16 protein-coding genes are annotated in these 26,217 nt (G+C 62.5%); 7 read left to right on the top strand and 9 right to left on the bottom strand.

From position 1 onward, the window contains the following. The first annotated feature begins 135 nt into the window (after positions 1 to 135). Positions 136 to 990 (top strand): hypothetical protein, encoded by an 855-nt coding sequence (locus tag AC2CQI_RS16020; RefSeq protein WP_484577296.1) that lies wholly within the window; start codon positions 136 to 138, stop codon positions 988 to 990. A 176-nt stretch (positions 991 to 1,166) separates the two neighbouring features. On the opposite strand, the gene AC2CQI_RS16015 is transcribed toward AC2CQI_RS16020, so the two are convergent. Then, complete coding sequence (locus AC2CQI_RS16015; protein WP_484577295.1) at positions 1,167 to 1,427, bottom strand: hypothetical protein; 261 nt, start codon at positions 1,425 to 1,427, stop codon at positions 1,167 to 1,169. A 266-nt stretch (positions 1,428 to 1,693) separates the two neighbouring features. Here AC2CQI_RS16015 and AC2CQI_RS16010 point away from each other — a divergent pair, with 266 nt between their 5' ends. Further along, the gene (locus tag AC2CQI_RS16010) at positions 1,694 to 2,482 is read left to right on the top strand and encodes a DKNYY domain-containing protein (RefSeq protein ID WP_484577294.1); all 789 of its coding nucleotides are present in this window, start codon (positions 1,694 to 1,696) and stop codon (positions 2,480 to 2,482) included. A 71-nt stretch (positions 2,483 to 2,553) separates the two neighbouring features. On the opposite strand, the gene AC2CQI_RS16005 is transcribed toward AC2CQI_RS16010, so the two are convergent. The 3 genes from AC2CQI_RS16005 to AC2CQI_RS15995 form a co-directional block, all read right to left on the bottom strand. Further along, complete coding sequence (locus tag AC2CQI_RS16005) at positions 2,554 to 3,342, bottom strand: EAL domain-containing protein (RefSeq protein ID WP_484577293.1); 789 nt, start codon at positions 3,340 to 3,342, stop codon at positions 2,554 to 2,556. 125 nt (positions 3,343 to 3,467) lie between these two features. Beyond that, entirely contained in the window at positions 3,468 to 4,289 is an 822-nt protein-coding gene (locus AC2CQI_RS16000) for a hypothetical protein (RefSeq protein WP_484577292.1), read from the bottom strand. Between the two features lie 154 nt (positions 4,290 to 4,443). After that, positions 4,444 to 5,010 (bottom strand): MarR family winged helix-turn-helix transcriptional regulator, encoded by a 567-nt coding sequence (locus AC2CQI_RS15995; protein WP_484577291.1) that lies wholly within the window; start codon positions 5,008 to 5,010, stop codon positions 4,444 to 4,446. 116 nt (positions 5,011 to 5,126) lie between these two features. Here AC2CQI_RS15995 and AC2CQI_RS15990 point away from each other — a divergent pair, with 116 nt between their 5' ends. The 3 genes from AC2CQI_RS15990 to AC2CQI_RS15980 are packed head-to-tail and all read left to right on the top strand — an operon-like array spanning position 5,127 to position 5,912. Further along, entirely contained in the window at positions 5,127 to 5,357 is a 231-nt protein-coding gene (locus tag AC2CQI_RS15990) for a glutaredoxin domain-containing protein (RefSeq protein WP_484577290.1), read from the top strand. 10 nt (positions 5,358 to 5,367) lie between these two features. Beyond that, positions 5,368 to 5,622, top strand: coding sequence for a DUF2024 family protein (locus AC2CQI_RS15985; RefSeq protein WP_484577289.1), 255 nt, complete (start codon positions 5,368 to 5,370; stop codon positions 5,620 to 5,622). An 11-nt stretch (positions 5,623 to 5,633) separates the two neighbouring features. Then, positions 5,634 to 5,912 carry a Rho-binding antiterminator gene (locus AC2CQI_RS15980; RefSeq protein WP_484577288.1) on the top strand — a complete coding sequence of 93 codons (279 nt, stop codon included), beginning with the start codon at positions 5,634 to 5,636 and terminating at the stop codon, positions 5,910 to 5,912. A 174-nt stretch (positions 5,913 to 6,086) separates the two neighbouring features. Here AC2CQI_RS15980 and AC2CQI_RS15975 read toward each other — a convergent pair whose 3' ends face one another. Continuing rightward, a complete protein-coding gene (locus AC2CQI_RS15975; RefSeq protein WP_484577287.1) occupies positions 6,087 to 6,524 on the bottom strand; it encodes an acetyltransferase in 438 nt (145 codons plus the stop codon). 237 nt (positions 6,525 to 6,761) lie between these two features. Next, positions 6,762 to 7,001, bottom strand: a complete 240-nt coding sequence (locus AC2CQI_RS15970; RefSeq protein ID WP_484577286.1) for a helix-turn-helix domain-containing protein — start codon at positions 6,999 to 7,001, stop codon at positions 6,762 to 6,764. Positions 7,002 to 7,126: 125 nt separating this feature from the next. Here AC2CQI_RS15970 and AC2CQI_RS15965 point away from each other — a divergent pair, with 125 nt between their 5' ends. Further along, on the top strand, positions 7,127 to 7,414 hold the full coding sequence (locus tag AC2CQI_RS15965; RefSeq protein ID WP_484580628.1) for a DUF3077 domain-containing protein: 288 nt from the start codon (positions 7,127 to 7,129) through the stop codon (positions 7,412 to 7,414). Positions 7,415 to 7,839: 425 nt separating this feature from the next. Here AC2CQI_RS15965 and AC2CQI_RS15960 read toward each other — a convergent pair whose 3' ends face one another. From AC2CQI_RS15960 to AC2CQI_RS15950, 3 genes are all read right to left on the bottom strand, one after another. Then, entirely contained in the window at positions 7,840 to 8,265 is a 426-nt protein-coding gene (locus AC2CQI_RS15960) for a DMT family transporter (protein WP_484577285.1), read from the bottom strand. A gap of 3 nt (positions 8,266 to 8,268) precedes the next feature. Continuing rightward, positions 8,269 to 8,781 carry a GNAT family N-acetyltransferase gene (locus AC2CQI_RS15955; protein ID WP_484577284.1) on the bottom strand — a complete coding sequence of 171 codons (513 nt, stop codon included), beginning with the start codon at positions 8,779 to 8,781 and terminating at the stop codon, positions 8,269 to 8,271. Positions 8,782 to 8,848: 67 nt separating this feature from the next. After that, positions 8,849 to 9,415: a helix-turn-helix domain-containing protein gene (locus AC2CQI_RS15950; RefSeq protein WP_484577283.1), complete on the bottom strand. Its 567-nt coding sequence runs from the start codon at positions 9,413 to 9,415 to the stop codon at positions 8,849 to 8,851. Between the two features lie 502 nt (positions 9,416 to 9,917). Here AC2CQI_RS15950 and AC2CQI_RS15945 point away from each other — a divergent pair. Then, on the top strand, positions 9,918 to 26,207 hold the full coding sequence (locus tag AC2CQI_RS15945) for an autotransporter-associated beta strand repeat-containing protein (protein ID WP_484580627.1): 16,290 nt from the start codon (positions 9,918 to 9,920) through the stop codon (positions 26,205 to 26,207). The last annotated feature ends 10 nt before the right edge of the window (positions 26,208 to 26,217 follow it).

Raw genomic sequence — 26,217 nt, 5'->3', positions numbered from 1 at the left:
TTTCAACTGTCACGGATGCTTGCTTGATCCATAAAGTGTAAAGAAGATAAGGCTCGGTTCGGATAAGTGTATAAGTAGCACAGCATCTGGATTGGGTGTTAATGGCTCGATAGATATATTTCGGGAAAATAAAAATTGGACTGGATAGCGCCCTATAGTTTGGGAAACTCCGCAAAGCTGATCAGGAAGTTTCTTATTGAAGTTGCCTCTATGGAGGAGGCGATTGCGTATGAAGGATTGTACGTAACCAGAAGTATTGAAGGTTTCGATAGTGCCGTGGTGGCGATGGATGAGTTTCCTGAACTGTTCTATTCAATGAAGCGAAATATTGCAAGTATTGATGGGGAGATATATTTGCAGCTGGACCATCTTGAACGGGAGTCCAGTCTTGTCGAGCAGGTGTCGCTAATAAATTTAAAGTTGCAAATGTCGCGCAGGCCGAAATACACAAGCTTTTTAAGAGCTTTGGCGGGAATGCGATTTTTTTCATCGTCAGAAACCAAAAGAGTTTTTGGTGAAGAAAGCATATCTCTTGAGCGTATAATAATTAATTGTGACAAGCTAATATCGAGTCTGAAATTGGCAGAGGAGGTACTTCGTTATCGGGAGGAGTCGGACGATGGTATATTTAAGCCTTCAAAGATACAGGGGCAAGTTGTAGTTGATTTGATTGATAAGGCTTTGGACGAATTAAGCGGTTCGGAATGCTTGACCGAAGAGACGAAGCTGTTGGCAATTGCTTACTTGCGCGAGATTAAGGCGCAGGCTTTGTCTAAGTTTCCGAAGTGGCAAAGTATTATCGGCTCACTCGTGGTAGTTGCAGCCTTAACCAGCGGACTAGCTGATGCACCTGCAGCCTCAAAGACGCTACAGAGTCTGGTTGAATATTTAGTGGGAGCCTCGGTCCCCACGCCAGAACAACCCTATCTGCCGGCGCTTCCCTGGCAGAAGCCGATTGATGAGGCGTTGGTTGGTGGTACCCAGATTTAATACGAGGCAGAAGGGGGCTGGAGCGTAAACACAAAGCCACGCGAAAAATCAAAAAAGTCAGCCCCCACTAGTTGCAGAGCCGGCCTCCAACCGCGTCCCCGTATGATGATGAGGTCCCAGGCAGTAGATATTTTTTTAGGGATACGTTTAGGGATATGAGTTCCGATTTGGATTCGTCATTGCCACGAAATATCTTGGCTGTAGGCGTATTTTTCGATTCCTGTCTCCGGCACCAGAAATGAAGAAAGGCCCGCATTGGTTGATGCGGGCCTTTTTACTAACTTAGCGTTAAATCTGTATCCCATTTCCTCCTGTGCAAAGCTCAAGCAACGAATCCAGCAATACTTGACCACCCGGCGGACATTAATTAATACAAATAAAATAGCCTGGCACACATCCAAGAGGTGAGGGGAAATATTCGGTTTCGTTTCAATCAAGAATTATTGATCTTCGTCGCTGCGTACTAGTTGCTGTCAACGTATACTTGATACACCTTGCGCATAAAAATCATATCTCAATGAAAATTTCATCACGCACCTTATTTTCCAAATTATCAACTTTTGTTGAAGCCAAGACTCCTAAGCGGAGCTTGGGCAAGCACCCCATAAGCTGCGCTATTCTGCTCCTTTACGCTCTCTGTCTTCCTATATTTTCCTACGCATTTGAAACATTCAGTTGCCAAGAAATTTGGTTCGAGGTAAGCATGGAAGAGGCTATCGCTAGTAACAGAAACCCAGACAGGAGGCAAAACTGTCCCGCCAATAAAATCGATGACTCCGCGAGCCAAGTGGGTTATCAAATTACGGAAAGTCGCGCTTACTGGTTTTCAACCTCAACTAGTCGAAGTAGTCCGTGCAGTGGAGTCGGAGTAGGTGCACTCGGGCAGATCTTCAACCCGGTCTGCTATTTACCCAGTGAGTTGCAGTTTCACCATACTCGTGCAGAGCGAAAACTGTGGCTGACGAGCACCGACGGCAAAAATTTTCGGGTACTTGACTCGAGTCTTGCCACAGCTATACCGGAGCAGCAGCCTAAATTTGATAAATATGCGATTGATAGCACTTCGGTGTATTACTATTCTGAAAAACTGAAAAATGCAGACCCGAAGAGCTTCGAAGTCTTGTCTGCTCCCGGCAACGACATAAACCTGGCACAGTATTCGTTTGCCAAAGACCATGAAAGTCTCTTTATTGATGGCTGGAGGCTACCTGGTATTGACCTGGAAAAAATTGAGTGGCTGGAGATCCTCTGCACTGACGCTCCTGAAAAATGTGATAGTTTCCAGAGCCGCATCCCAAGCATTGGAAGAGTCGAAAGCAATATTATTTTCATTGACAGATTGCGCGCTACCTTATTTTCAAACATTGAAACATCAAAAATGTTCTGCTCACGAAAAGAGTTTCTAGTATTCTGCACTATTGGCGGTAAGCGTTACCTGATCGATTCAGGAATCCGAGAGGAGGCACGGCTGGTTATCCAGCCAGAAGACTGAATGCCAAGATTGCATTGACCGAAATGGGAAAGGGGCCGGGGAAAAGTTTTTTCCCATTTCGTGCTAGCCGTTCAAGACGAAACAAGCCGCTCAATCAAAGGCAACCCATTCACCTCCGGTCGCGCAAACAAATACCCTTGCATCAAATCAACCCCCAACGCCGCCAACGCCTGGCACTCTGGGTCCGTCTCAATCCCCTCGGCAATAAGGGTAATCCCCAACCGCTCCGCTACCAGAACAATACCGGCAACGATGGCTTGGCGAACCGGATCCTGGCTGATTCCCCGAGTGAGTGCCATGTCCAGCTTGAGGACGTCCGGCTGAAATTCTGCAAGGAGATTCAGCCCTGAGTAACCCGAGCCGAAGTCGTCTATCGCAGTGGTGAAGCCTTGTCGGTCGTATTCCTTGAAGATGGCTTTCAAGTGCTCGGTATCTTCGATTCGCTCGCCCTCGGTCACTTCGAACATGAGCCGACTGGCCGGGAAGTCGAAGGTCCGTGTGGCCTCCAGGGTCGCGCGGATACAGGTACTGGGACGGTAGACGGCGTTGGGCAGGAAGTTGATGCTCAACTTGCAGTCTGCCTGCTGTCCCAAGCCCAGCGCAGACGCTTGCTCGATGGCCTTGACTCGACAGGCCTGGTCGAAGCGGTACAGATTATCGGGTGTTACCTGGGCGAGAACTTCCGCAGCGCTTTGACCGTTCAGACCACGAACCAGTGCTTCATAGGCGTACGGCCTGCCTGAAGGAACATGAACTATGGGCTGGAAGGCCATCGTAATGTCGAAACCCAGGCTCGCGAGGTCGCGACATTGCGAGCAGCCAAGCGCTTCAAATGGCTGGGGAAAAACGGGCTTGCTCATGGGATATCGCCAAGGTACAGGAGTGCGGCCGTTCAGAATGCTTGAATCGGCACCATAAAGAAAAGGCTCGCCTGATGTGCGAGCCTTTTTTCACTGAGTGCGCAGGTCGGTATCTACCTCAAGCGCTATTGATGCAACCCCGAATTCGCCATCAATGTAAACAACCTCAAATTCCTGGCCATGGGATTCTCCACCGTTGCCGGGAACATCTGCAGCAGCATCCCGTTGTTGAACCGGTCCAGGCTGGTGGTGGGCATGAATTTCCCCGGCTCTGGCTTGTCGTTCGTGCTGAACCGCAGAGGCTCGTGGTTCCCTGTCATGGTGTAAGTCAGCCGCTTAGTCGTGCCTGGTTGGTCCATGACCAGCGTCCTGGTTTGCGGGTCATAGCTGGAGTTGCCAGCCTCCTGCACGAGCAGGACTTTATTGGTCTCCGGGCTGTACCAGAGGATATGCACCTGTCCGCCGTGCAGGTAAACAAACTGCAGGGCGTTCATCTGCCGGTCCACGACGCCACGGCTCAAGTAAAGCCCGTCGACGGGAGTAAACAGTTCCAGCTCAAGGAAGTCCGTCGCGGCCCCAGGTTCCTGACCGAACTTCGCGTACAGGTCCGGCATGATTCCCTTGATTGGCACCCACAGAGAGTTTTCCAGTGTGTCGCCATCAAATTTGACAATGCCGTCTTTGGCCGTAGTCAGGTCAATCGAGTACGTCAGGCTTTCCCGTGGTGGAATGGATGAGCAACTGTCACGGTGCTCGACGACGAAGTCGTCTGCCGCTTCGTAGCCACCCTGTTCCCATGCCTTGGCGAGCTGTTTGGCGGAGGCCGGGTTGCTGCAGTTCATGATGCCTTCTACCTGATCGATACCTTCGACCATTTCTATCCTGGCTGCCATGGCGTTCGTGGATAGCGCGGCGAACAGGCCCAGAAGCATAAAACTGCGTTTCATCGAGTGTCGTCCTTCAGTGTCGGTAGCCTGGTATCGGCGAGCAGGCCAGTGGCTTTAACGGCCGTCCAAGGGGGACCGACCGGTCTGCACGAAGCCGTGATGCACGGTTGCAGTACGTGTTGAGCGGCGCGAACGAAGCGCAGCCAGAGAAGTTTCACGCTGCCTCAATCGCAACATGCTCCCGACAAATCAGCTCAACATCGCTCCCCTTCAACGGCTCCTGCGTCAAACCACAAAACGGCATTCCATCCCGCTGCTGGTGAAACCGACAACTCTTGCACAACCCAAACCCCGGCACATCTTCCTCACGCTGAATCTGCCGCAACAGCTCCCCGAACAACACCTCCAACGCCTGCGCTCGCTCCCCCATCCCCGCCAGTGCCGTGGTCAGGAACTGTGGCGGCGCCACCGCCTCCAGCAACGAGCGCGCCGGCGCAGTCAGTTGCAAATGCACACTGCGTCGATCCAGCGGGTCTTGCCGCTTCTCGATCAGGCCCTTGGCCTCCAGCGCCTTGAGCGACTGCGACACCGTGCCCTTGGTCAGCCCCAGGTATTCGGTGACCGCCAGCGGCGTGTCCGAGTAGCGGTTGCAGCGCGACAGGTAAATCAACGCACTGACCTGAATCGGCTGCAACTCGGCCAGCAGCGGGTGCTGGCGGTTCCAGATGCGCATGAGGCTGGTCAGGCGTTCGAGCAGGTCGTAGAAAGTGGTCGCGGTCATGTCATCACTCCAGTCGAAACATAGTATCGACTAAAAACCATATTGACAAAGCGCAATGCTGGAGTAGTCTTCGATTCAGTATCGATTCGATACCAACTCATCGAAGGACATTAGACATGACTACTGCACGCTTCTACCACGCTGGCTGCCCCGTTTGCGTTTCCGCCGAGCAGACCCTGCTCAACCTGTTGGATCCCCAGGTCAAGGTCGAGGTCGTGCACCTCGGCGACCAGCCACAACGAGTGGCCGAAGCCGAGGAGGCCGGCGTCAAGTCGGTGCCGGCGCTGGTGGTCGAGGGGCAGGTGCTGCACCTGAACTTCGGCGCTTCCATCGACGACCTGAAGTAAGGAGGAGGCCGTGAACGTCCAGGTCTTCGATACCCATGTGCGCACGACCGAAGGGGGCTACTTGCACTTCGACGTGCTTATCGAAGGCAACGACCAGGCGCTCGCCGCCCGCTATGCCCGCGACTGGCTTGCCAGCCGCGGTTTAGCCGAGGCGGATGTTTCACAGAGCCGTTGCCAGTTTTGTCACAGCCAACCGGCCCATCCGGAGGTCGCGACCGCGATTGCCCGGCAGGGCTACTACATCATTCCGTTGCAAGGTTTTTAGGAGAAGGCGTCATGACCACGTACCAGCCCCTGAACTGCGATCTGCACGACTTTCTAGAGATTGCCTGCATGTACGGCTACCGCCTGCAGGTCGAGCTGCTCGAAGGCCCGGGCTTCGTCGCCAGGGCGCTGGATACGCGCACGGCGCCGAGCAAGGAGGAGTTTCTTGTGCTGCTAGGCGAGGAGGGGAAGCAGGAAGTACGCCTTGACCGTCTGCTGGCAATAACTCCGCTGGATGCTGGTGCGCGGTTTGGACGTATCGAGTTGGCCGGCAACGTCTGCGTGTTTTAACTGAAGTGAAGGAGGCGTATGAAAGCTAGCCGTTTTCCACTTGTGGCAACGCGGCTTTCGAGATAACGCTTACCAGGCAATTGGCTTTCGCCCAACGTTTCCGGGACGTTGGACGAAAATTTTAAAGATAATGCGTCGGCCCACTAGAGATAATGTCTAGTGGGCCGTCCCGAATTACCCACCCAACTTCATATGCAACAACGGAAACGGCCGCCCCTCACCATCCAGCGGCGAGCGCCCGGTCTGGACAAACCCGTAATGCAGATAGAACCCCACTGCCTCCGGGTTCTGCTCATTCACATCGACACTCAGCTCACCGCGTGAACCACGGGCATGATCGAGCAACGCGCGCCCGATCCCTTTGCCCCGCAGATCCGGCTCGATAAAGAGCATTTCAACGTGTTGTTCATTAAGCCCGATAAAGCCCAGCGGGCGATCCTGCTCATCCACCGCAACCCACAACTCGACAGCGGGCAGGTAGACATCCCGAAGCTGCGGAAGCAGCGCATCGATATCGGACGGTTGCAGAAAGTGGTGGGTGGCGCGAACGGAGCGCAGCCAAATGTCGAGCAGCAGTGGGTGGTCGGCGTTGGTAGCCTGACGAATGATCATGGAGACATCCTTAGAACACTTGATATGGAAATCAGGCCCGCTGGGAAACAGCGGACATCAGTGTCGGCAACCTTGAATGCCCGCTTCGCGAGTTAACGCCTGGGCGGTGCACGGCGGAGGTGGCCGGAAAGGAGGGAGGCGGGACGATACTGAGGTGGGCGGTAGGGTGTCAATAAAAATTGACGGTCGGGAGCGTCACGTCTCGACAAATTTCCAGGGCCTTTATTGCCGCTCGCTTCAATCGAGAGCCGAGTAGATCTCGTCGAGTATCTTATGTGGATCAACCTCAAGGCTCCTCGCAACCTCGAGAAACTCGATCACATCCAGCCGTCGTTCCCCACGTTCGAACTTGGAAACATACGACTGCGGCCTTCCTAGCCGGTCCGACAACTCCCGTTGAGTGAGCTCCGCTTCCTTCCGTGCGTTGACCAGCAGGAGAAGGAATCGTTGATAAGCAGCAGTGTGAATCGTCTTCATCGTGGTGTGCCGGTTAAAAAGCCGACCTACCTAATAAACCTGAAACAGGTTTATCCCAAAACGGGTTTTTGCTAGGCTCTGAACCTTCACCAAGGAAGAGGTCGATGCTCACCATGAATTCCCAAATGAATTCCAGCCCGGTAAACACTACCGCCGGTATCGTTACGTTCAGTAAGTGCACGGCAGTCAGTGATCCGTTGTTCCGTGTAAATCCTGGCGTTCCGAGCGCCGAAGCCCTGGCCCAAGCCTCCGTCCTGATGGATTGCATCAACCGCCTGACTCTTATCGGTGGCGTGGATGACGAAGGCGGAGCCCCGGTCTGGGCCGCCCACTATCTAGGTGAGCAAGTGAAGGCGCTCATCGATGATGTGGGCATGGGACTCCGCGATGGGCGAGGGTTGGAAGGGGAGTGAGGCGGTCCAACTGACTGACCATGTCCACCAGCTTGTGGCCATCTGGAGTGGCGCTCACAGGTTTCGTTCAACCGGAGGTCTGGTAGTGCTGCTATCACTGCATAGGTATCTACATATCTCAGGTTCAAGACTGGCGCGGGCCAGGTAGGAGCGTGGCTTGCCCGCGAAGGACCGCGCTAGCGGTCCCCAAGCCTGTCTCGCCGAGTCTCTGGATAAATACGATCAACCAGGCGGTGAATCCACAGCACTGTAAGAGCCATAACTCGTGCTGGATGGTTTTGGGACCGCTGGAGCGGTCCTTCGCGGGCAAGCCACGCTCCTACTTGAACGTGCCATTACAGTAGTGAGTTCACCGGCGTAATCGCGGGTGACCCGCTCCCACAGGGTCCGCGTACTGCTTTAGAACTGTTCTATGCGCTGTTGCCTCACCGCGAAGCCACCAACCAGGCCCCACCCACCAGCAACACCACCCCCACCACGGAAGACACCGCAACCCCACCCGACCTCACCGCATCCACCCCCAGCCCCACCACCAGTTGGCTGGCAATCAACACCGAAATCGTCGCCGCCGCCCCTAGCCGCTGGTACCCGCAGATACTGGCAAACACGAAAAACGACCCCAGCACCCCGGGCAGCACGCTCCAGTAGCGCAGCGCCCCGATCATCTCGCCAATTCCGGCCAGCCCTGAGCGCCCCAGTAGCAAACCGAGCAGAATGACGAACCCCACCGCCGAGTTGACCAGCAAGGTGATCAGCACCGTCGAGACCGTACTGGTGATCTGCACCATCAGCAGGTTCTGGATGACCAGGGCAGCACCGGCCGCCATCAGCAGCGCAACGATCCAGCCCATGACCTACTCCGGCGCGACGCGCTGATCGAGCTTGAGCTGCAGGAATACCAGGTCCAGCCAGGTGCCGAACTTGGCCCCCACTTCCCGCAAGTGTCCGACGTTCTCGAAGCCGAGCTTTTCATGCAGGCCGATGGAGCCCAGGTTGCCGGCCTCGATACCGGCGACCATGACGTGCTTGCCAATGGCCCGGGCCCGTTCGATCAGGGCGCGCATCAGCTTTTCTCCAAGGCCTTTGCCACGCTGGTCGCCACGTACATACACGGAGTGTTCGACGGTGTGCCGATACCCGTCCCACGCCCGCCAGTCGCCGAAGGAGGCGTAGCCCAGCACTTCGTCCGCGGCGTCGACCACCACCAGCACCGGATACCCGGCCTTTTGCCGATCAGCCAGCCAGGCCAGGCGGTTGGCCGTGTCGACCAGGGTTTCGTTCCAGATCGCCGTGGAGTGGGCGACCGCGTCGTTGTAGATCAGGGTAATGCCGGGAATGTCGTCGGGAACGGCGTCGCGAATGAGCATGGCAAACTCCGGTTGTCACTATGGTGGATAGATAATCCATTATAGTGGACTGTCAGTGCAAGCCCGCTCAACGGCAGTTCAGCAGGGTAATCGCGTACACGCACTGCGCAGCACTGTCATTGCGAAATTCGCAATCCACCGGCGGCCCCAGTTCCAGGCAGTCGCCGGCTTGCATGGCATGGCGCACATCGCCCTCGACGAACACCATTTCCCCCTGCAAGACCCAGATCAACTGGCGCTGGAAGGCATAGGCGGAGGCGGGCATGGGCACGTGCTTGCCGGCGGGGAGGGTAATTTGCAGCAGATCCACGGGCAGGTCGGACTGCGGCGAGACATGTCGGCGCAGGTAGCCGGTTTCCGGGTCCACCCAAACGCTCTGGTCCGCTGCGCGGAGCAGGCGGCCCTGTCGGGTTTCGGCGCGGGCGATCAGGCTGGAGATGCTCAGGCCGAAGGCCCCGGAGAGCTTGCCCAGGAGGTTGGCAGTGGGGCTGCTTTCGCCACGCTCGACCTTGTGGATCATCGCGCGGGAAACCGCGGCGCGTTGCGACAGTTCGGTGAGGGACCAGCCGCGGCTTTCCCGCTCGGTGCGGATGCGCGCGCCAATGCGGGCATCAAGATCGTGTTCGGTAGTCATGCCGTCACTATAGTGGACGCCCGCCGCGTGGCTCAACCCGCACGTCGCGTCTTGCCCCATAACACCCTCGCGGATTTTCAAACACTCGAAAACATCTGTTCGGTCAGCTTTGTAATATTTAGAAACAATTTGGCTGGTCCGACAAATCTGAAGGAAATTTCACTCGACTCCATGCCGTTCGTCAGCTCAAGCCCGCATGCCGTCTCGGTTCCACCCCGCATTTACGGGGATTATCACTAAAGGATTAATACTAAGCGCGTGTACGAATAGTCCGGCGTGGATCCAAGTTTTTGGCTACAAATCACCCCCATCAAGGAACCTGTATTCGCCAGGGTCAGGCAGTTCGACATGCAGTGTGTGTAGTTCCTGAGGGGGACGGCTGGTCAGCCGGCACGCATTCAAAGACGGATTCGCCTGATCCACGAAGGAGACGCTCGTGGACAGAAGAACCGCCAAGAAGACCTTTACCGCTCGTTTTGCTCCATTGCCCCTTGCCGTCAGCATGGCAGCCGCAGGGGTAGCTACCGGTTTCTTCAGCCCACAGGCACAGGCGCTGTGCTCAACGGTTGGCTCCACCATTAGCTGTACGGGCGTGACTGTCGGCCTGGTCAGCTCGACCAGCAACCTGACGGTCAACGTGCAGAATGGTGCACAGATCTATACGGGCGTCGTTGACCCGATCAACGCGATCTCCCTCACCGGCACCGGCATCACCGTCAACAACGCCGGGCGCATTGATCCCGCGCTGCTCCCGGGCCTGGTCTCCCTGGCGTCCGGCCTGAGCCTCTCCAACGCCGCCGGTAGCACGATAACGGTCAATAACCTTTCCACTGGCGAGATCATGGGCACCTCGACCCTGCTCGGCGCCAACCTGCTGAATCTCGGCGGTGTCGGTCTGGTGGTGCAGAACGGGGCGGGGGGCACCACGACAATCGGTAACAGCGGCCTCATCAGCGGCACTCCCTTGCTGGGGGCGGCGGTCCTCGCCGAGGACATCCCGGTGATCGCGCTCCGTGGTGGCGCGCGTAACGTCCTGACCAACAATGCGATGGGCATCATCACGGGCCGGGTGGCCATGCAGGCCTCTACGTCAGGTAACGTCTTCACCAACGCCGGTACGGTCACCGGGAGTATCAACCTGGGGACGGGCACTGCGGGCGTATCCGGGGCCAACACCTTCAACGCCGTGACCGGCTCCCTGGTCAGCGCCGGTGCGGGTGTCGGGATCGACCTTGGGGTACTCGGTGGCCTCGGTATCGCCTACGTCGGAGCTGGCATCGTCAACGGCGGCCTGATCAACAACGGCAACACCCTGAACCTGATGAACGCCATCGGTGGCGGCTCCGGCATCAACGGCACCGGTACCATCAACGGTACCCAATACGTTAACTTCAACAACCTCGTTGTCTCCAGCGGCACCTGGACGATGACCAACCAGTTGTTCAAGTCCGGTACCACCAGCCCGAGCGTCAACCTGAACGGCGGCCGGTTGCGCGTCGACTCCAACGCCCTGCTCGGCGTGTCCTCGCTCACGTCCAACGGCGGCTCCCTGGGCAACGCCAGCGGCACCAACTCTACGGTCAGCAGCAACATCACCCTCGCGGGCAACCTGACGGTGGACAGCGACCTGGGCCTGACCCTAAACGGCGTCGTGAGCGGCGCCGGCACCTTGATCAAGACCGGCACCGGCACCCTGACCCTCAATGGCAACAACACCCTGACCAGCGGCACCACCCTGACCGCCGGTACCCTGTCCCTGGGCAACGCCTCGGGCCTGGGTGTCGGCAGCAACACCCTGAACGTCACCGGTGCCAGTACCCTGAGCAGTACCTCGGCGATGACCGTCGCCAATGGTATCTTGCTCAACGGCGCCAACCTGACCGTCAACAGTACCTCGGCCCTGAACCTGAGCGGTGCGATCAACGGCACCGGTTCGCTGACCAAGACCGGCTCCGCCAACCTGACCCTGAGTGGCGCCAATAACTTCGGCGGCGGCCTCAATATCAACGCCGGCAAGCTGATCCTGGCCAATGCCGGGGCCACCGGCGCGGGCACTATCACCGCGGGGATCGCCGGTGGCGAGCTGGACACCTCCAGCGCCCAGACCCTGACCAACCTGGTCCAGCTAAACGGCAACCTGACCCTGACCGGCAACAATAACCTGACCCTCAACGGGAAGATTTCCGGCAGCGGCGGCCTGATCAAGAACGGCACCAACACCCTGACCCTGACCGGCGCCAACGACTTCACCGGCAACTCGACTCTCGCCGGCGGCAACCTGGTATTGACCAACAATGCCGCCCTGGGCCTCGGCCAACTGACCCTGACCGCCAACTCCAGCCTGCTGGCCGACGGCCTCAACGTCGGCAACGCCATCAACCTGGGCACCCGCGCCCTGACCCTGACCAACACCGCTGCCACTACGCTCAGCGGTGCGCTCGCCGGCACCGGTCAAGTGATCAAGAGCGGAACCGGCGACCTGACACTGAGCGGCAACAGCAACTTCGCCGGGGTCGTGCAGTTGACCAACGGCAAGCTGATCATCGGCAGCAACTCCGCGCTGGGTATCGGCAGCCTGGCGGCGGGCGCCAACACCGTTCTCGACAGCGACGCTGCGCGCACCCTCGCCGTCAATGCGATCAACATTACCGGCAACCTGACCATCGCCGGCAGCAATGACCTGGCGCTGAACGGCCAGATCGCCGGCAACGGCACCCTGACCAAGAACGGCTCGGCGAGCCTGACACTGGGCGGGGCCAACACCACCATCGGCAACACCCTGCTCAACGCCGGCACCCTGATCCTCGGCTCCCCCACGGCGCTGGGCAACCCCAACAACCTGCTGGTCGCCAGCGCCGGCACCACTCTTGATGCCAACACCGCGGTCTCCATCGCCAATGGCGTCACCCTGGGTGCCGGCGGCAACCTGACCATCGGCGGCACCTCCGCCCTGGGCATCAACGGCATCATCAGCGGCGCTCCAGGCGCGGGCCTGGTCAAGAACGGCACCGCCGACCTGATCCTCAACGGCAACAACACCTACACCGGCGATACCCTGCTCAATGCCGGTCGCCTGGTCGTCGGCCACGCCAACGCGCTGGGGCAGAGCACCCTGATTGCCGCAGCCGGCAGCACCCTGGACTCCAACGCGTCGATCAACCTGGGCAATGCCATCACCCTCAATGGTGCCGTCAACGTCGGCGGGACCTCCAACCTGACCCTCAGCGGCCTGATCAGCGGCGGTACCCTGGTCAAGGTCGGCGGGACCAACCTGACCCTGACCGGCGTCAACACCTACAGCGATACCACCCTGCTCGGCGGTGTCCTGGCCCTGACCAATGCCGGCGCCATCGGCAGCGGCGATATCACCGTCGGCGGTGCATCGACCCTGGCCGGTACCGTTCCGCTGACCCTGGCCAACAATATCCACCTGAATTCCGCCCTGGCCACGCCGGTCGGCGGTACCAATGCCCTGACCCTCAACGGCGTCATCGACGGCGCCGGCAGCCTGAGCAAGTCCGGCAACGGCACCCTGACCCTGAATGGCGTCAACAACTACAGCGGCGGCACCGCGCTGGTAGCTGGCACCCTGTTGCTGGGCAATGGCAGCGCGCTCGGTACCGGTACCCTGAGCACCGCCGGTGGCGCTACCCTCGACACCGCCAGCGCGATGACCCTCGGCAACGCCCTGAGCGTCACCGGCCAACTGAACCTGACCGGCAACAACGCCCTGACCCTGACCGGCAACATCACCGGCTCCGGTGGCCTGAACAAGAACGGCGCCAGCGCCCTGACCCTGAGCGGCGTGGGCAGCAACTACTCCGGGCAGACCAACCTCAATGCTGGCACCCTGATCCTCGGCAGCAACAACGCCCTCGGCACCAGCGTGCTGAATGCCGCCGGTGGCACCGTGCTGGACGCCACCACCGGCGCGAATGCCTCCAACCAGATCAACCTGGCCGGCAACCTCGCCATCGGCGGCAGTGCCGACCTCGGCCTGAGCGGCCTGGTCACCGGCACCGGCAGCCTGACCAAGAACGGCGCCAGTGTCCTGGGCCTGAGTGGCAACAACACCTTCCAGGGCGGCGTCGTGCTCAATGCCGGCGGCCTGGTGGTGGGCAGCAACACTGCCCTGGGCCTTGGCACCCTGACCGTAGCCGGCGCTTCGATACTCGACAGCAGTGCCTCGATCATTCTTGCCAACCAGGTCGCCCTCAACAGCGACCTGACCATCGGCGGCAGCAACAACCTGGGGCTGAGCGGCACCCTCACCGGCACCGGCAACCTGATCAAGAACGGCGCGGGCAACCTGCTGCTGAACGGCACCAACACCGGCTTTACCGGCAATACCACACTCAACGCCGGTCGTATCGTGGTCGGCACCAACAGCGCCCTGGGTTCGGGCACCGTGACTGCGGCCGACGGCACTGCGCTTGATGCGGCGGGTGCGGTCAACCTCGCCAATGCGATCACCGTCAATGGCGCGTTGTCCCTGGGCGGCACCGGCAACCTCGGCCTGACCGGCGCCATCACCGGCGCCGGCAGCCTGGTCAAGACCGGCAACGCCACCCTGACCCTGTCCGGCAACAACAACTACGCCGGCGGCACCACGCTCAACGCCGGTGCCCTGAACATCGGCAGCGCCACCGCCATCGGCGCGGGCGACCTGACCGTCGGCGGCGCAGCCAGCCTGACCACCACGGGCGCGCAGAGTCTCGCCAACGCCGTGCACCTGAATGCCGACCTGACCCTGCCTGGCAGCGCCAACCTGACCCTCAACGGCCTGCTCGACGGCATCGGCGGCCTGATCAAGACCGGTACCGGCACCGTCACCCTGAACGGCGCCAACACCTACAGCGGCGCCACCCTCCTGTCCGGTGGCACCCTGGTGGCAGGTTCCAATACGGCCTTCGGCAGCGGCATCCTGACGGCTGGCGCTGGCACTTCGCTGGACGCCAACAAGGCCGTGAGCCTGGCCAACAGCGTGGTGCTCACCGGCAACGTCAATGTGCTGGGCAGCAGCGACCTGGCCCTGACCGGCGACATCGCCGGCGCTGGTGGCCTGACCAAGACCGGCAGCGCCAAGCTGACCCTCTCCGGCAACAACACCTTCACCGGACCGGTCAACCTCAGCGGCGGCACCCTGAGCGTGGGCAGCAATACCGCCCTCGGCCTCGGCGCGCTGAATGCCAGCGGCAATGCGATCCTCCAGGCCGCCACTGCCGCCAGCCTCAACAACCTGATCAACCTGAACGGTGGCCTGGTTCTGGGGGGCAGCGCCGCGCTGTCGCTGAACGGCCTGATCACTGGCACCGGTGGCCTGACCAAGCAAGGCACCTCGACCGTCACCCTGAACAGCGCCAACACCTACACCGGCACCACCACCCTGGCCAACGGCACCCTGGTGCTTGGCAACAGCCTGGCCCTGGGCAACGGCGCGGTGACCGTAACCGGTCCTGGCACCCTCGACAGCCTCACCGCGATCAACCTGGGCAACAACATCACCCTGAACGGTGCCCTGAGCATGGGCGGCACTGCCGACCAGACCCTCAGCGGCGTGATCAGCGGTGCCGGCAGCCTGACCTCCAATGGGCAGAGCAACCTGACCCTCACCGGGGTCAACACCTACACCGGCGGTACCACCCTTAGCGCCGGTACCCTGACCCTCGGCAATGCCGGCGCCATCGGCAGCGGTCGCCTGAGCGTCACCGGTGCGTCGAGCCTGAACACCAACTCGGCGTTCGCCCTGGCCAACGCCATCACCCTCGGGGCCGGCCTGAACCTCACCGGCCACAGCGACCTGACCCTCAATGGCGTCATCGACGGCGCTGCCGGCCTGACCAAGAGCGGTGCGGGCAACCTGACCCTGAACGGCGTCAACACCTATGTCGGCGGTACCACGCTGGCGGGCGGCACCCTGACCCTCGGCAACGGCAGCGCCCTGGGCAACGGCGCCCTGAGCGTGACCGGCGCGGCGACCCTGGACAACAGCGCGGCCTTCGCCCTGGGCAATGCCATCGCCCTCGGCGCCGACCTGACCCTGGCCGGCACCAACGCCCTCAACCTGGGCGGGGTGATCAGCGGGACCGGCGGCCTGGTCAAGACCGGCGCGGCCGACCTGATCCTCGCTGGCGCCAACACCTTCAGCGGCGCGGTGGACATTCTCTCCGGCAGCCTGACCACCCTGAACACCGGCTCCCTGGGCAATACCTCGGGCGTCAACGTCGCCACCGGCGCGCTGCTCAACCTCGGTGCCAGTTCCGCCATCGGCGGCCTGAACGGCGGCGGTGCGGTCGCCCTGGGCAACAACACCAGCCTGAGCGTCGGCGGCAGCAACCTCAGCAGCCTGTTCAACGGCGTGATCTCCGGCAACGGCAGCCTGGTCAAGGCCGGCAGCGGCAGCCTGACCCTGGCGGGTAGCAACACCTACACCGGCAACACCCAGGTCAACGGCGGCACGCTGAATGTCAGCGGCGCCCTGGCCGGCGGCCAAGTCCAGGTGAATACCGGCGCGACCCTGACCGGCGGCGGCTCCATCGCCGGTCCGGTGAACATCGCCGACGGCGGCCACCTGGCGCTGAACAGCGGCTTCAAGCTCAGCACCGGTGCACTGACCCTCAATGGCAACTCGAACCTCGACGTCGGCCTCGGCTCGCCGTCTACCGGCGGCAATGCGCTGCTCGCCGTGGGCGGCAACCTGACCCTCGACGGCAACCTGAATGTCAGCGATATCGGCGGCTTCGGCGCCGGTATCTACCGTCTGATCGACTACACCGGGGCCCTGACCGACAACGGTCTGGTGATCGGCTCCGTACCGGGCAGCGTCCAGCCGAGCGACCTGCAAGTGCAGACCGCGATCGGCGCGCAGGTCAACCTGCTGGTCGGCGGCGCCAACGGCAGCGTGCTGTTCTGGGATGGCAGCAGCACCGTCAGCGACGGCGTGATCCAGGGCGGCAGCGGCACCTGGGATGCGACCACCACCAACTGGACCACGGTCAACGGCACCGGCAACCGTGACTGGAGCAGCAACTTCGCGGTGTTCCAGACCCCGGCTGGCAGCGTCACCGTCAATGGCACCCAGGCGATCACCGGTCTGCAGTTCACCGTGGACGGCTATGTGCTCAACGGTCCTGGCGCCCTGGAACTGGTCAACAACGGCAACGGCACCGCGACCTTCCGGGTCGATCCGAATGCCACCGCGACCCTCAACCTCGGCCTGAGCGGCAGCGGCACGCTGAACAAGGTGGACAGCGGCACCCTGGTGCTCAACGGCGCCAACAGCTACACCGGCGGCACCGTGCTCAATGGCGGCACCCTGGTGCTCGGCAACAACGCGGCATTGGGTAACGGCACCCTGGTCACTGCGGCCAACACCACCCTGGACAGCAACACCGCCATCACCCTGGGCAACAATATCGGCACCTTCGGCGCCCTCAACCTGACCGGCAGCAATGCCCTGACCCTCAACGGTCTGGTCACCGGTGGCGGCAGCCTGGTCAAGAACGGCACCGGCACCCTGACCCTGAATGGCGCCAACGCCTATATCGGCGGTACCACCATCAACAGTGGCGCGCTGGTCCTGGGCAACGACAGCGCCCTCGGCGCGGGCGCCTTGCATGTGGCAGGCACCGGCATCACCCTGGACAACACTCCGGCGCTGGCCCTGGCCAACGCTATCGACCTGGGCAACAGCCTGACCCTGCTGGGCACCAGCGACCTCGCCTTGAACGGCGGGGTCAGCGGCGCCGGTGGCCTGGTCAAGAATGGCCTGGGCAACCTGACCCTGGGCGGCCTCAACACCTACTCCGGGGGCACCACCCTGGCCGCCGGCAGCCTGACCGTCACCAATGGCGCGGCACTGGGTAGCGGCGCGCTGAACGTCACCGGCGTTTCCAGCCTGAACAACTCGGGCGCCGTGACCCTGGGCAACGCCGTCAACCTCGGCGCCGACCTGACCCTGCCAGGCAACGCCAGCCTGACCCTGAACGGCCTGGTCGCCGGTACCGGCGGCCTGAACAAGACCGGCCCCGGCACGCTCACCCTCAACGGCGCCAATACCTACGGGGGCGCTACCAGCCTCGCCGGTGGCACCCTGGTGGTCGGCAACAACACCGCGCTGGGCACCAGTCACCTGACGGCTGCGGACGGCACCGCGCTCGACAGCAGCGCAGCCCTCAGCCTGGCCAACGGCATCACCCTGCTGGGCGGCCTGAACGTCATCGGCAGCAACAACCTGACCCTGAGCGGTGTCATCGATGGCGCTGGCGGCCTGACCAAGAACGGCGCCGGTGTCCTGACCCTGACCGGCAACAACGGCAACACCGGCGCCACCACCCTGAACGGCGGCACCCTGGTGGTCGGCAGCGACACCGCGCTGGGCGCCGGTGCCCTGAACACCGCCGATGGCGTGACCTTGGGCACCCTCGGCACGACGTCGCTGGTCAACGCGCTGAACCTGGGCGGTAACCTCAACCTGATCGGCAATTCCGACCTGACCCTGGCCGGCCTGGTCAGCGGCGCAGGCGGCCTGACCAAGAACGGCAATGGCAACCTGACCCTGCTCGGCGTCAACACCTACACCGGGCCGACCAACCTGAACGGCGGCACCCTGACTATCGGCAACGATGCCGCCATCGGCACTGGCGCCCTGAATGTCGGCGCCGCCTCCAACCTGGCCGGCACCAGCACCTTCAGCCTGGCCAACACCATCAACCTCGGTGCGCTGCTGACCCTCGGTGACAACAACGACATCACCCTGAACGGCAACGTGGCCGGTACCGGCGCACTGCTCAAGGGCGGCGCGGGCACCCTGACCCTGAATGGCGCCAACAGCTACAGCGGTGGCACCACCCTGGCCAATGGCAGCCTGCTGGTCGGCAACAACGCGGCGCTGGGCAGTGGCACGCTGAACATCACCGGGGCCGGGACCTTCCTCGACGCGGCGAACAACACCGGCGTGGCCATTGCCAACGCCATCGCCCTGGGTGCGAACACCCTGACCTATACCGGTAGTAACGCACTGGCCCTGAATGGCAACATCAGCGGCACCGGCAGCCTGCTCAAGAGCGGCCTGGCCACGCTGACCCTGGGTGGCAACAACACCTTCAGCGGTGGCGTGCGCCTGAACGCCGGGGTCCTGGTTCTGGCCTCGGCCACCGGCCTGGGCAGCGGCGCCCTGACCGCAGCGGGCGGCTTGCTCAACAACACCGTCAGCGCCAGCCTGAACAACGCCGTGCACCTGCTCGGCACCCTGACCCTGACCGGCGCCCAGAGCCTGGCGCTCAACGGCGTGATCGACGGCAGCGCCAACCTGGCCAAGACCGGCATCGGCAACCTGCTCCTGACCGGCAACAACACCTACACCGGCAACACCTTCCTGCTCGGTGGCACCACCACCGTCGGCAGCAACACCGCCTTCGGTACCGGCAACATCACCACCGGCAGTGCTGGCCTGGACAGCTCCACCGCGGTGGCCCTGGCCAACAACTTCAGCGTGCTCGGTACCCTGGTCATCGGCGGTACCTCCGACCTGACCCTGAACGGCGCGCTGACTGGCGCAGGCGGCAGCCTGATCAAGAACGGCGCGGGTACCCTGACCCTGAACGGCAGCAACAACTTCGCCGCCGGCGTCACGCTCAATGCCGGTACCCTGGCCGTCGGCCAGAATGGCTCGCTGGGTTCCGGCAACCTGACCGTCGCAGGCTCGTCCACCCTGGTGGCAGCCAACAACGGCGTGGCCCTGACCAACGGCATCCAGACGGACAGCCGCCTGACCGTCGGTGGCGCCAACAACCTGACCCTGAACAGTGTCATCAGCGGCAACGGCAGCCTGATCAAGACCGGCACCAGCACCCTGACCCTGACCGGCGCCAACACCTACAACAACGGCACCACCCTCAACGGCGGCGTTGTGGTGGTCGGCAACAACAGCGCCTTCGGTACCGGTTCGGTGGTTGCCAACGCCGGCAACACCGCGACCACCGTGCGCAACACCGTGCTTCGCACCCTCAGCAACACCTTCGTGGTCGACGGCAACATGACCCTGGATACCCCTGCCGAGCTCCGGTTCACGGGCGCGCTCAATGGCAGCGGCACCCTGACCAAGACCGGCAGCAACGAAGTGCTGCTGCTCTCCGCCGGCAACTTCAACGGTGACATCGATGTACTGGCCGGTTACGTCACCGCAGTCGTTACCAATGCCCTCGGCGACCTGAGGTCCGCCAGCCTGGCGGCAGGGTCCGGGCTGACCGTCGATGGCAATATCAACATCGGCAGCCTGACCGGCCAAGGCGTCATGCGCATCACCAACGGCAATGTCAGCGTCGGTGGCAACAACCTCGATGGCGTGTTCGCCGGTACGGTGACCCAAAGCGGCGGCTTGAACAAGGTCGGCGCCGGGGTGCTGGAACTGACCGGCACCAGCGACAACACCGGGCTCAACACCGTCAGCGCCGGTACCCTGAAAGTCACCGGCAGCCTGAGTGGCAGCGGCGGCCTGAACGTCGACCCCGGTGCAACCCTGACCGGTAGCGGTAGCATCGGCGGCACCACCACCATCGCCGACGGCGCCACCCTGGTGGGCTACAGCGGCCAGAAGCTGACCTTCGACAACCTGGTGCTCTCGCAGGCCAGCAACGTCGACTTCAACCTGGGCTCGTTGACCACCAGCGCTGATGCGCTGTTCAACGTGAACAGCGACCTGACCATGGCGGGTACCTTCAACATCGCCGACTTCGGTGGCCTGGGCAACGGTGTCTATCGCCTGTTCGATTACGGCGGCGTCCTGATCGACAACGGCATGACCTTCGGCGACCTGCCCACGGGTGTGACGTACAGCGATCTGACCCTGCTCACGGGTACGAATAGCCAGGTCAACCTGATGGTGAGCTCCCCGAACCTGGTCATCCAGTTCTGGGATGGTGTCGATACCACCAGCAATGGCCTGGTCGAAGGCGGCAGCGGCGTGTGGGACAACACCACCGCCAACTGGGCCGAGTACGACGGCTTCGGCAACCTCGACTGGCAGGGCCAGTTCGCGGTGTTCCAGGGTGCTACCGGCACCGTTACCGTGGACGGCCAGCAGAACATCAACGGCATGCAGTTCATGACCGACGGCTACCAGTTGGTCTCCGGGACCAACGGCTCGCTGAACATCAGCAACCGTAACGGCTCCTACTTCGCCGTGCGGGTGGACAATGGCGTCACCGCCACCCTCGACCTGCCCCTGGAAGGCGACGGCATCCTGACCAAGCTGGACGTCGGCACCCTGGTGCTCAACGGCGTCAACAGCTACACCGGCGGCACCGCGCTGAACGGCGGCACCCTGGTGCTAGGCAATGACAGCGCCCTGGGCCAAGGTGCTCTGACCACCGCGGCCGGCACCACCCTGGACAGCAACCAGGCCGTGTCGATCGTCAACGACGTTACCGTGAACGGTGCGCTCAATCTGGCCGGCAGCAACGACCTGACCCTCAACGGCGCGGTCGGCGGCAATGGCAGCCTGGTCAAGAACGGCAACGGCTTCCTGACCCTGAACAACGTCAACACCTTCCTGGGTGGTCTCAACCTGAATGCCGGTCGCCTGATCCTGGGCGCCAACGGAGCACTGGGCGCTGGCGCCCTGACCGCTGCCAACGGCACCTCGCTGGACAACTCCAGCGCGCTGACCCTGGGCAACACCGTCAACCTGGCCGGCAACCTGCTGCTCGTCGGCAACAACGACCTGACCCTGAACGGTCCGGTCAACGGTGTCGGCAGCCTGACCAAGCAAGGCATCAGCACCCTGACCCTGAACGCCGTCAACGCCTTCACCGGCGGCACGAACCTGGCGGCCGGCAAGCTGAAACTGGGCAATGCCGCCGCGCTGGGCAGCGGCGCCCTGACCGTGAGTGGTGCGTCCGAGCTGGACACCAGCAGCGCCATGAGCCTGGCCAACAACATGCTGCTGAACGCCGCCCTGACCCTCGACGGCACGACCGACCTGGCGCTGGATGGTGCGATTTCCGGCGGCGGTAGCCTGATCAAGAACGGTCTGGGCAACCTGACCCTGAATGGCGTCAACGGCTTCGGCGGCGGCCTGACCCTGAACAGCGGCAACCTGACCCTGGGCAATGCGGGTGCGCTGGGTACTGGCCAACTGCGCGTTACCAGCAACTCGCGGCTGAGCAACACCAGCGCCATGGTGCTGGGCAACGATGTGGATATCAGCGGTACCCTGGCGATCGCCGGCAACAGCGACCTGACCCTGAACGGCGTACTCAGCGGCGTCGGCACCCTGGACAAGAACGGCCTGGCCACCCTGACCCTGGGCGGTACCAACACCTTCACCGGTATCTTCAACGTCCTGGCCGGTACCCTGAGAACCACCAGCAGCGGCGCCCTGGGCAACCCGACGCAGCTCAATGTCAGCAGCGGTGCCAACCTCGACCTGGGCGGCAACCTGGCGCTGACCAACCTGACGGGCAGCGGTGGCGTGGAAGTCGACAGCGGCGTCACCCTGGCGGTTGCCGGCGGCACCTTCGACGGTGGACTGAGCGGTACCGGCAACCTGAACAAGGTCGGCAACACCACCCTGACCCTGACCGGCACCAACACCATCACCGGTGCCACCACCGTCAGCGGCGGCAACCTGGTGGTTGATGGCAGCCTGGCGAGCAACACCGTCAGCGTCGGCGCCAACACCGGCCTGTCCGGTACCGGCGACCTCGCCGGCGCCGTCACCGTGGCCAACGGCGGCAACCTGAACCTGCAAACCGGCAACACCCTGAATGTCGGTTCGCTGGTGCTGGACAGCGGCTCCAACCTCAATACCAACCTGGGCGTGGCGCTGTCGGGCGATCCTTCGCTGCTGAGCGTGGCTGGCGACCTGACCCTGGGCGGCAACCTCAATGTCAGCGACGGCGGCGGTTTCGGCCGCGGTGTCTATCGCCTGGCCTACTACGCCGGCAACCTGGTCAACAACGGCCTGGTCATCAACTCCCTGCCGGGCACTGTCGATCCGAGCAACGTCGTGTTGCAGACCTCGGTCAGCAACCAGGTCAACCTGGTGGTGGGTGGTACCGACACCGTCTTGTTCTGGGACGGCAACCAGACTTCGGGCAACGGCGCCGTGGATGGTGGCTTCGGTGTCTGGGATAGCACCAACACCAACTGGACCAGCAGCGACGGCAGCATCAACCAGGCCTGGAATAACACCTTCGCGGTGTTCCAGGGCACTGGCGGCACCATCACCGTCAACGGCTCGCACGCCATCACCGGCCTGCAGTTCATGGACAACGGCTACACCCTCAACGGTGGTATCGGTGGCGAGCTGCTCCTTGGCACCAGCGCCGACATCCTGCGGGTCGATACCGGCGTGACCGGGACCCTGGGCCTGGCGGTCAATGGCACCGGGACCCTGAACAAAGAGGGGAACGGCACCCTGGTGCTCAACGGCGCCAATGGCTACACCGGCGGTACCGTCCTCAACGGCGGCACCCTCGTGGTGGGCAACGACGGCGCACTGGGCACGGGCGACCTGACCGCTGCAGCCGGCACCACCCTGGACAGCAACAGCGCGGTCACCCTGGCCAACAATGCCGTGCTCAATGGCGGCCTGACCGTCGCTGGCAGCAACGCCCTGACCCTGAATGGCGTGGTCAGCGGTGCCGGCAGCCTGACCAAGGCCGGCAATGCCAACCTGACCCTGAACGGCGTCAACACCTACACCGGCGGCACCGTGCTCAACGGCGGCAGCGTGACCCTGGGCAACAACGGCGCCCTGAGCAGCGGCACGGTCAGCGTCACCGGCGCCTCGCTGCTGGATAGCACCGGCGCCCTGCAACTGGCCAACGCCCTCAACCTGACCTCGCAACTGACCCTGGCCGGCAGCCAGGACACCACCCTGAGTGGCGTCATCAGCGGCACCGGCAGTCTGGTCAAGAATGGCAACGGTTCCCTGGTTCTGAGCGGTGCCAATGTCTACAGCGGCGGCACCACCATCAACGCGGGTAGCGTGACCGGTGATACCACCAGCCTGCAGGGCGCCATCCTCAACAACGGCGCACTGACCTTCGCGCAGAACGCCGACGGCACCTACAGCGGCGCCCTGACCGGCGCAGGCACCCTGACCAAGTCCGGCACCGGCCAACTGCTGCTCACCGGCAACAGTGGCTTCACCGGCAACACCCTGGTCAGCTCGGGCAGCCTGGTCAACAACGGCACCCTGGCCAGCGCCAACGTGCAGGTCGCCAGCGGCGCCAGCCTCGGTGGCAGCGGCACCTACAGCGGTACCGTGACCATCGCCGACGGGGCCAACCTGAACGCCGGCACTGCGACCGCACCGCTGAGCGTGGGCAACCTCAACCTGTCCTCGGGCAGCAACCTGAACTTCGCCCTCGGCGCGCCAGGCGGTTCCACCACCGTGGTTTCGGTGGCAGGCAACCTGGTTCTGGATGGCACGCTGAACATCAGCAACGCCGGTGGCTTCGGCCAGGGTGTGTACCAGCTGTTCAGCTACGGCGGCAGTGTCACCGACAACGGCCTGGTCTACGGCAGCCTGCCAACCGGTACCACGCTGGCGGACCTGACCCTGCAGACCGCCATCGCCAACCAGATCAACCTGGTGGTGGGTAGCGACCTGCTGTTCTGGAACGGCAGCAAGACCACCGGCGACGGCACCATCAGCGGCGGCACCGGCACCTGGGCCAGCGGCACCACCAACTGGACCAACACCGCCGGTACCGGCAGCAATGCCTGGAACAACACCTTCGCCGTGTTCGGCGGTGATTCCGGTACTGTCACCGTGGCCGGCAAGCAGTCCTTCACCGGCCTGCAGTTCCTCACTGATGGCTATACCGTGCAAGCAGGCACCGGTGGCGAGCTGGAGGCGGTCAACTCCGCCAGCGGTGACCTCGCGGCGGTCCGCGTCGGCACCGGTACCGCAGTCATCTCGGCGCCGCTGGTCGGCACCGGCGGCATCGAGAAACTGGATGCCGGCACCCTGTACCTCACCGGCGCCAACACCTACACCGGCGGCACCACCGTCAGTGGCGGCACGCTGATGGGCAACACCACCAGCCTGCGCGGCAGCATCAGCAACAACGCCAACCTGGTGTTCGCACAAGGCACCAATGGGCAGTTCAGCGGCATCCTCAGCGGCACCGGCACCATCAGCAAGCAAGGTACTGGTGACCTGCTGATCGTTGGCAGCCAGCCCTTCAATGGCGCCTTCAGTGTCGACCAGGGCAGCGTGACCGTCGGCAACGCGGCCAACCCGGGTACGGTGTTCGGCGCCCAGGTCACCGTCGGCAGCGATGGCAGCCTGGCCGGCACCGGCAGCGTCGGTTCGCTGGTCAACAACGGCACCGTGGTCACCGGCCTGGATGGCGGCAACCTCTCTGTAGCCGGCAACTTCAGCAACGCCGGGACCCTGGCCATCAGCCTGGCCCCAAGCCTGACCAACTACCTCAACGTAGGCGGCACGGCGAACCTTGGCGGCACGCTGAACGTGGTCAACCTCGGCTCGTACACCGGCGACAGCCAGTACACCCTGGTCACGGCCACCGGTGGCGTCACCGGCACCTTCGCCAGCAACAACCTGGAGAGCCTGACGTTCCTCGACACCACGCTGAACTACGGCGCCAACAACGTGACCCTGGATGTGGCACGCAACGGCACCTCGTTCGCCAGCGTGGCGCAGACCGACAACCAGCGTGCGGTGGCGAATGCCCTGGACAGCGCCTCGGCGCCGGCCAGCTTGCGCAACACCATCATCAGCTCCACTGCGAGCGATGCGGCGGCGGCCTTCGAAAGCCTGTCCGGCGAGATCTACGCCAGCACCGCGACCGTGCTGATCGAGGACTCGCGCTACGTCCGTGACGCGGTCAACGACCGTATGCGTGATGCCGGTTGCAGCGACGACCAGGATCCACGCCGTGCCCTCACGCCAAGCAGCAACCAGCAGACCACCGGTCGCGGTTGCAGTGGCGAAGGGGTGGGCTGGATCCGTGCCGTGGGCGGCTGGGGTGATTTCGACGGCGGCCACAACGCGGCCAATGTCAAGCGTGACCTGTCCGGTTTCCTGATCGGTTTCGACAACCACCTCAACGACCAGGTGCGTGCCGGTATCGCTGCCGGTTACACCAACAGCAGCATCAGCGCCAAGGGCAAGCCGCAGGACGCCTCGGTGGACAGCTACCACCTGGCGGCCTACATGAGCTACCAGATGGACGCCTTTGCCGCACGTATGGGCGCCGGCTACACCTGGCACGACATCGACAGCAAGCGCTACGTCGAGGCCGGCAGCTACAACGAACGCCTGAAGTCCAGCTACAAGGCGCGTACCGCGCAGGTGTTCGGCGAAGTGGGTTATGCCATCGACGCGGGCGGCGTGGCGCTGGAGCCGTTCGCCGGCCTGGCCTATGTCAACTACGACAGTGACAAGGCCCGCGAGAAAGGTGGGGCAGGGCGCCTGGAGGCGGATACCCAACAGGACAACGTGTTCTCCACCGTCGGCCTGCGTGCTGGCAAGGCGTTCAAGCTGGACAACGGCAGCACCCTGACCCCGCGTGGCAGCATCGGCTGGCGACATGCCTTCGGCGACACCAAGCCGGATGCGGATCTGCGCTTCATCGAAGGCGGTGCCGGGTTCAGCAACACCGGTGTACCGATCGCCAAGGATGCGGCGGTGATCGAGGCCGGTCTGGACCTGAGCGTCGGGGCTGCCGGCAAGGTGGGCGTGGGTTACTCCGGCCAGTTGGCCAGAGAGAGCCGCGACAACGCGGTGACCCTGAACTTCAGCATGGAGTTCTGATCCGCGCCTG

Source organism: Pseudomonas sp. P2S-1, assembly GCF_057197725.1.
This window is presented reverse-complemented; position numbering and strand designations above follow the sequence as displayed.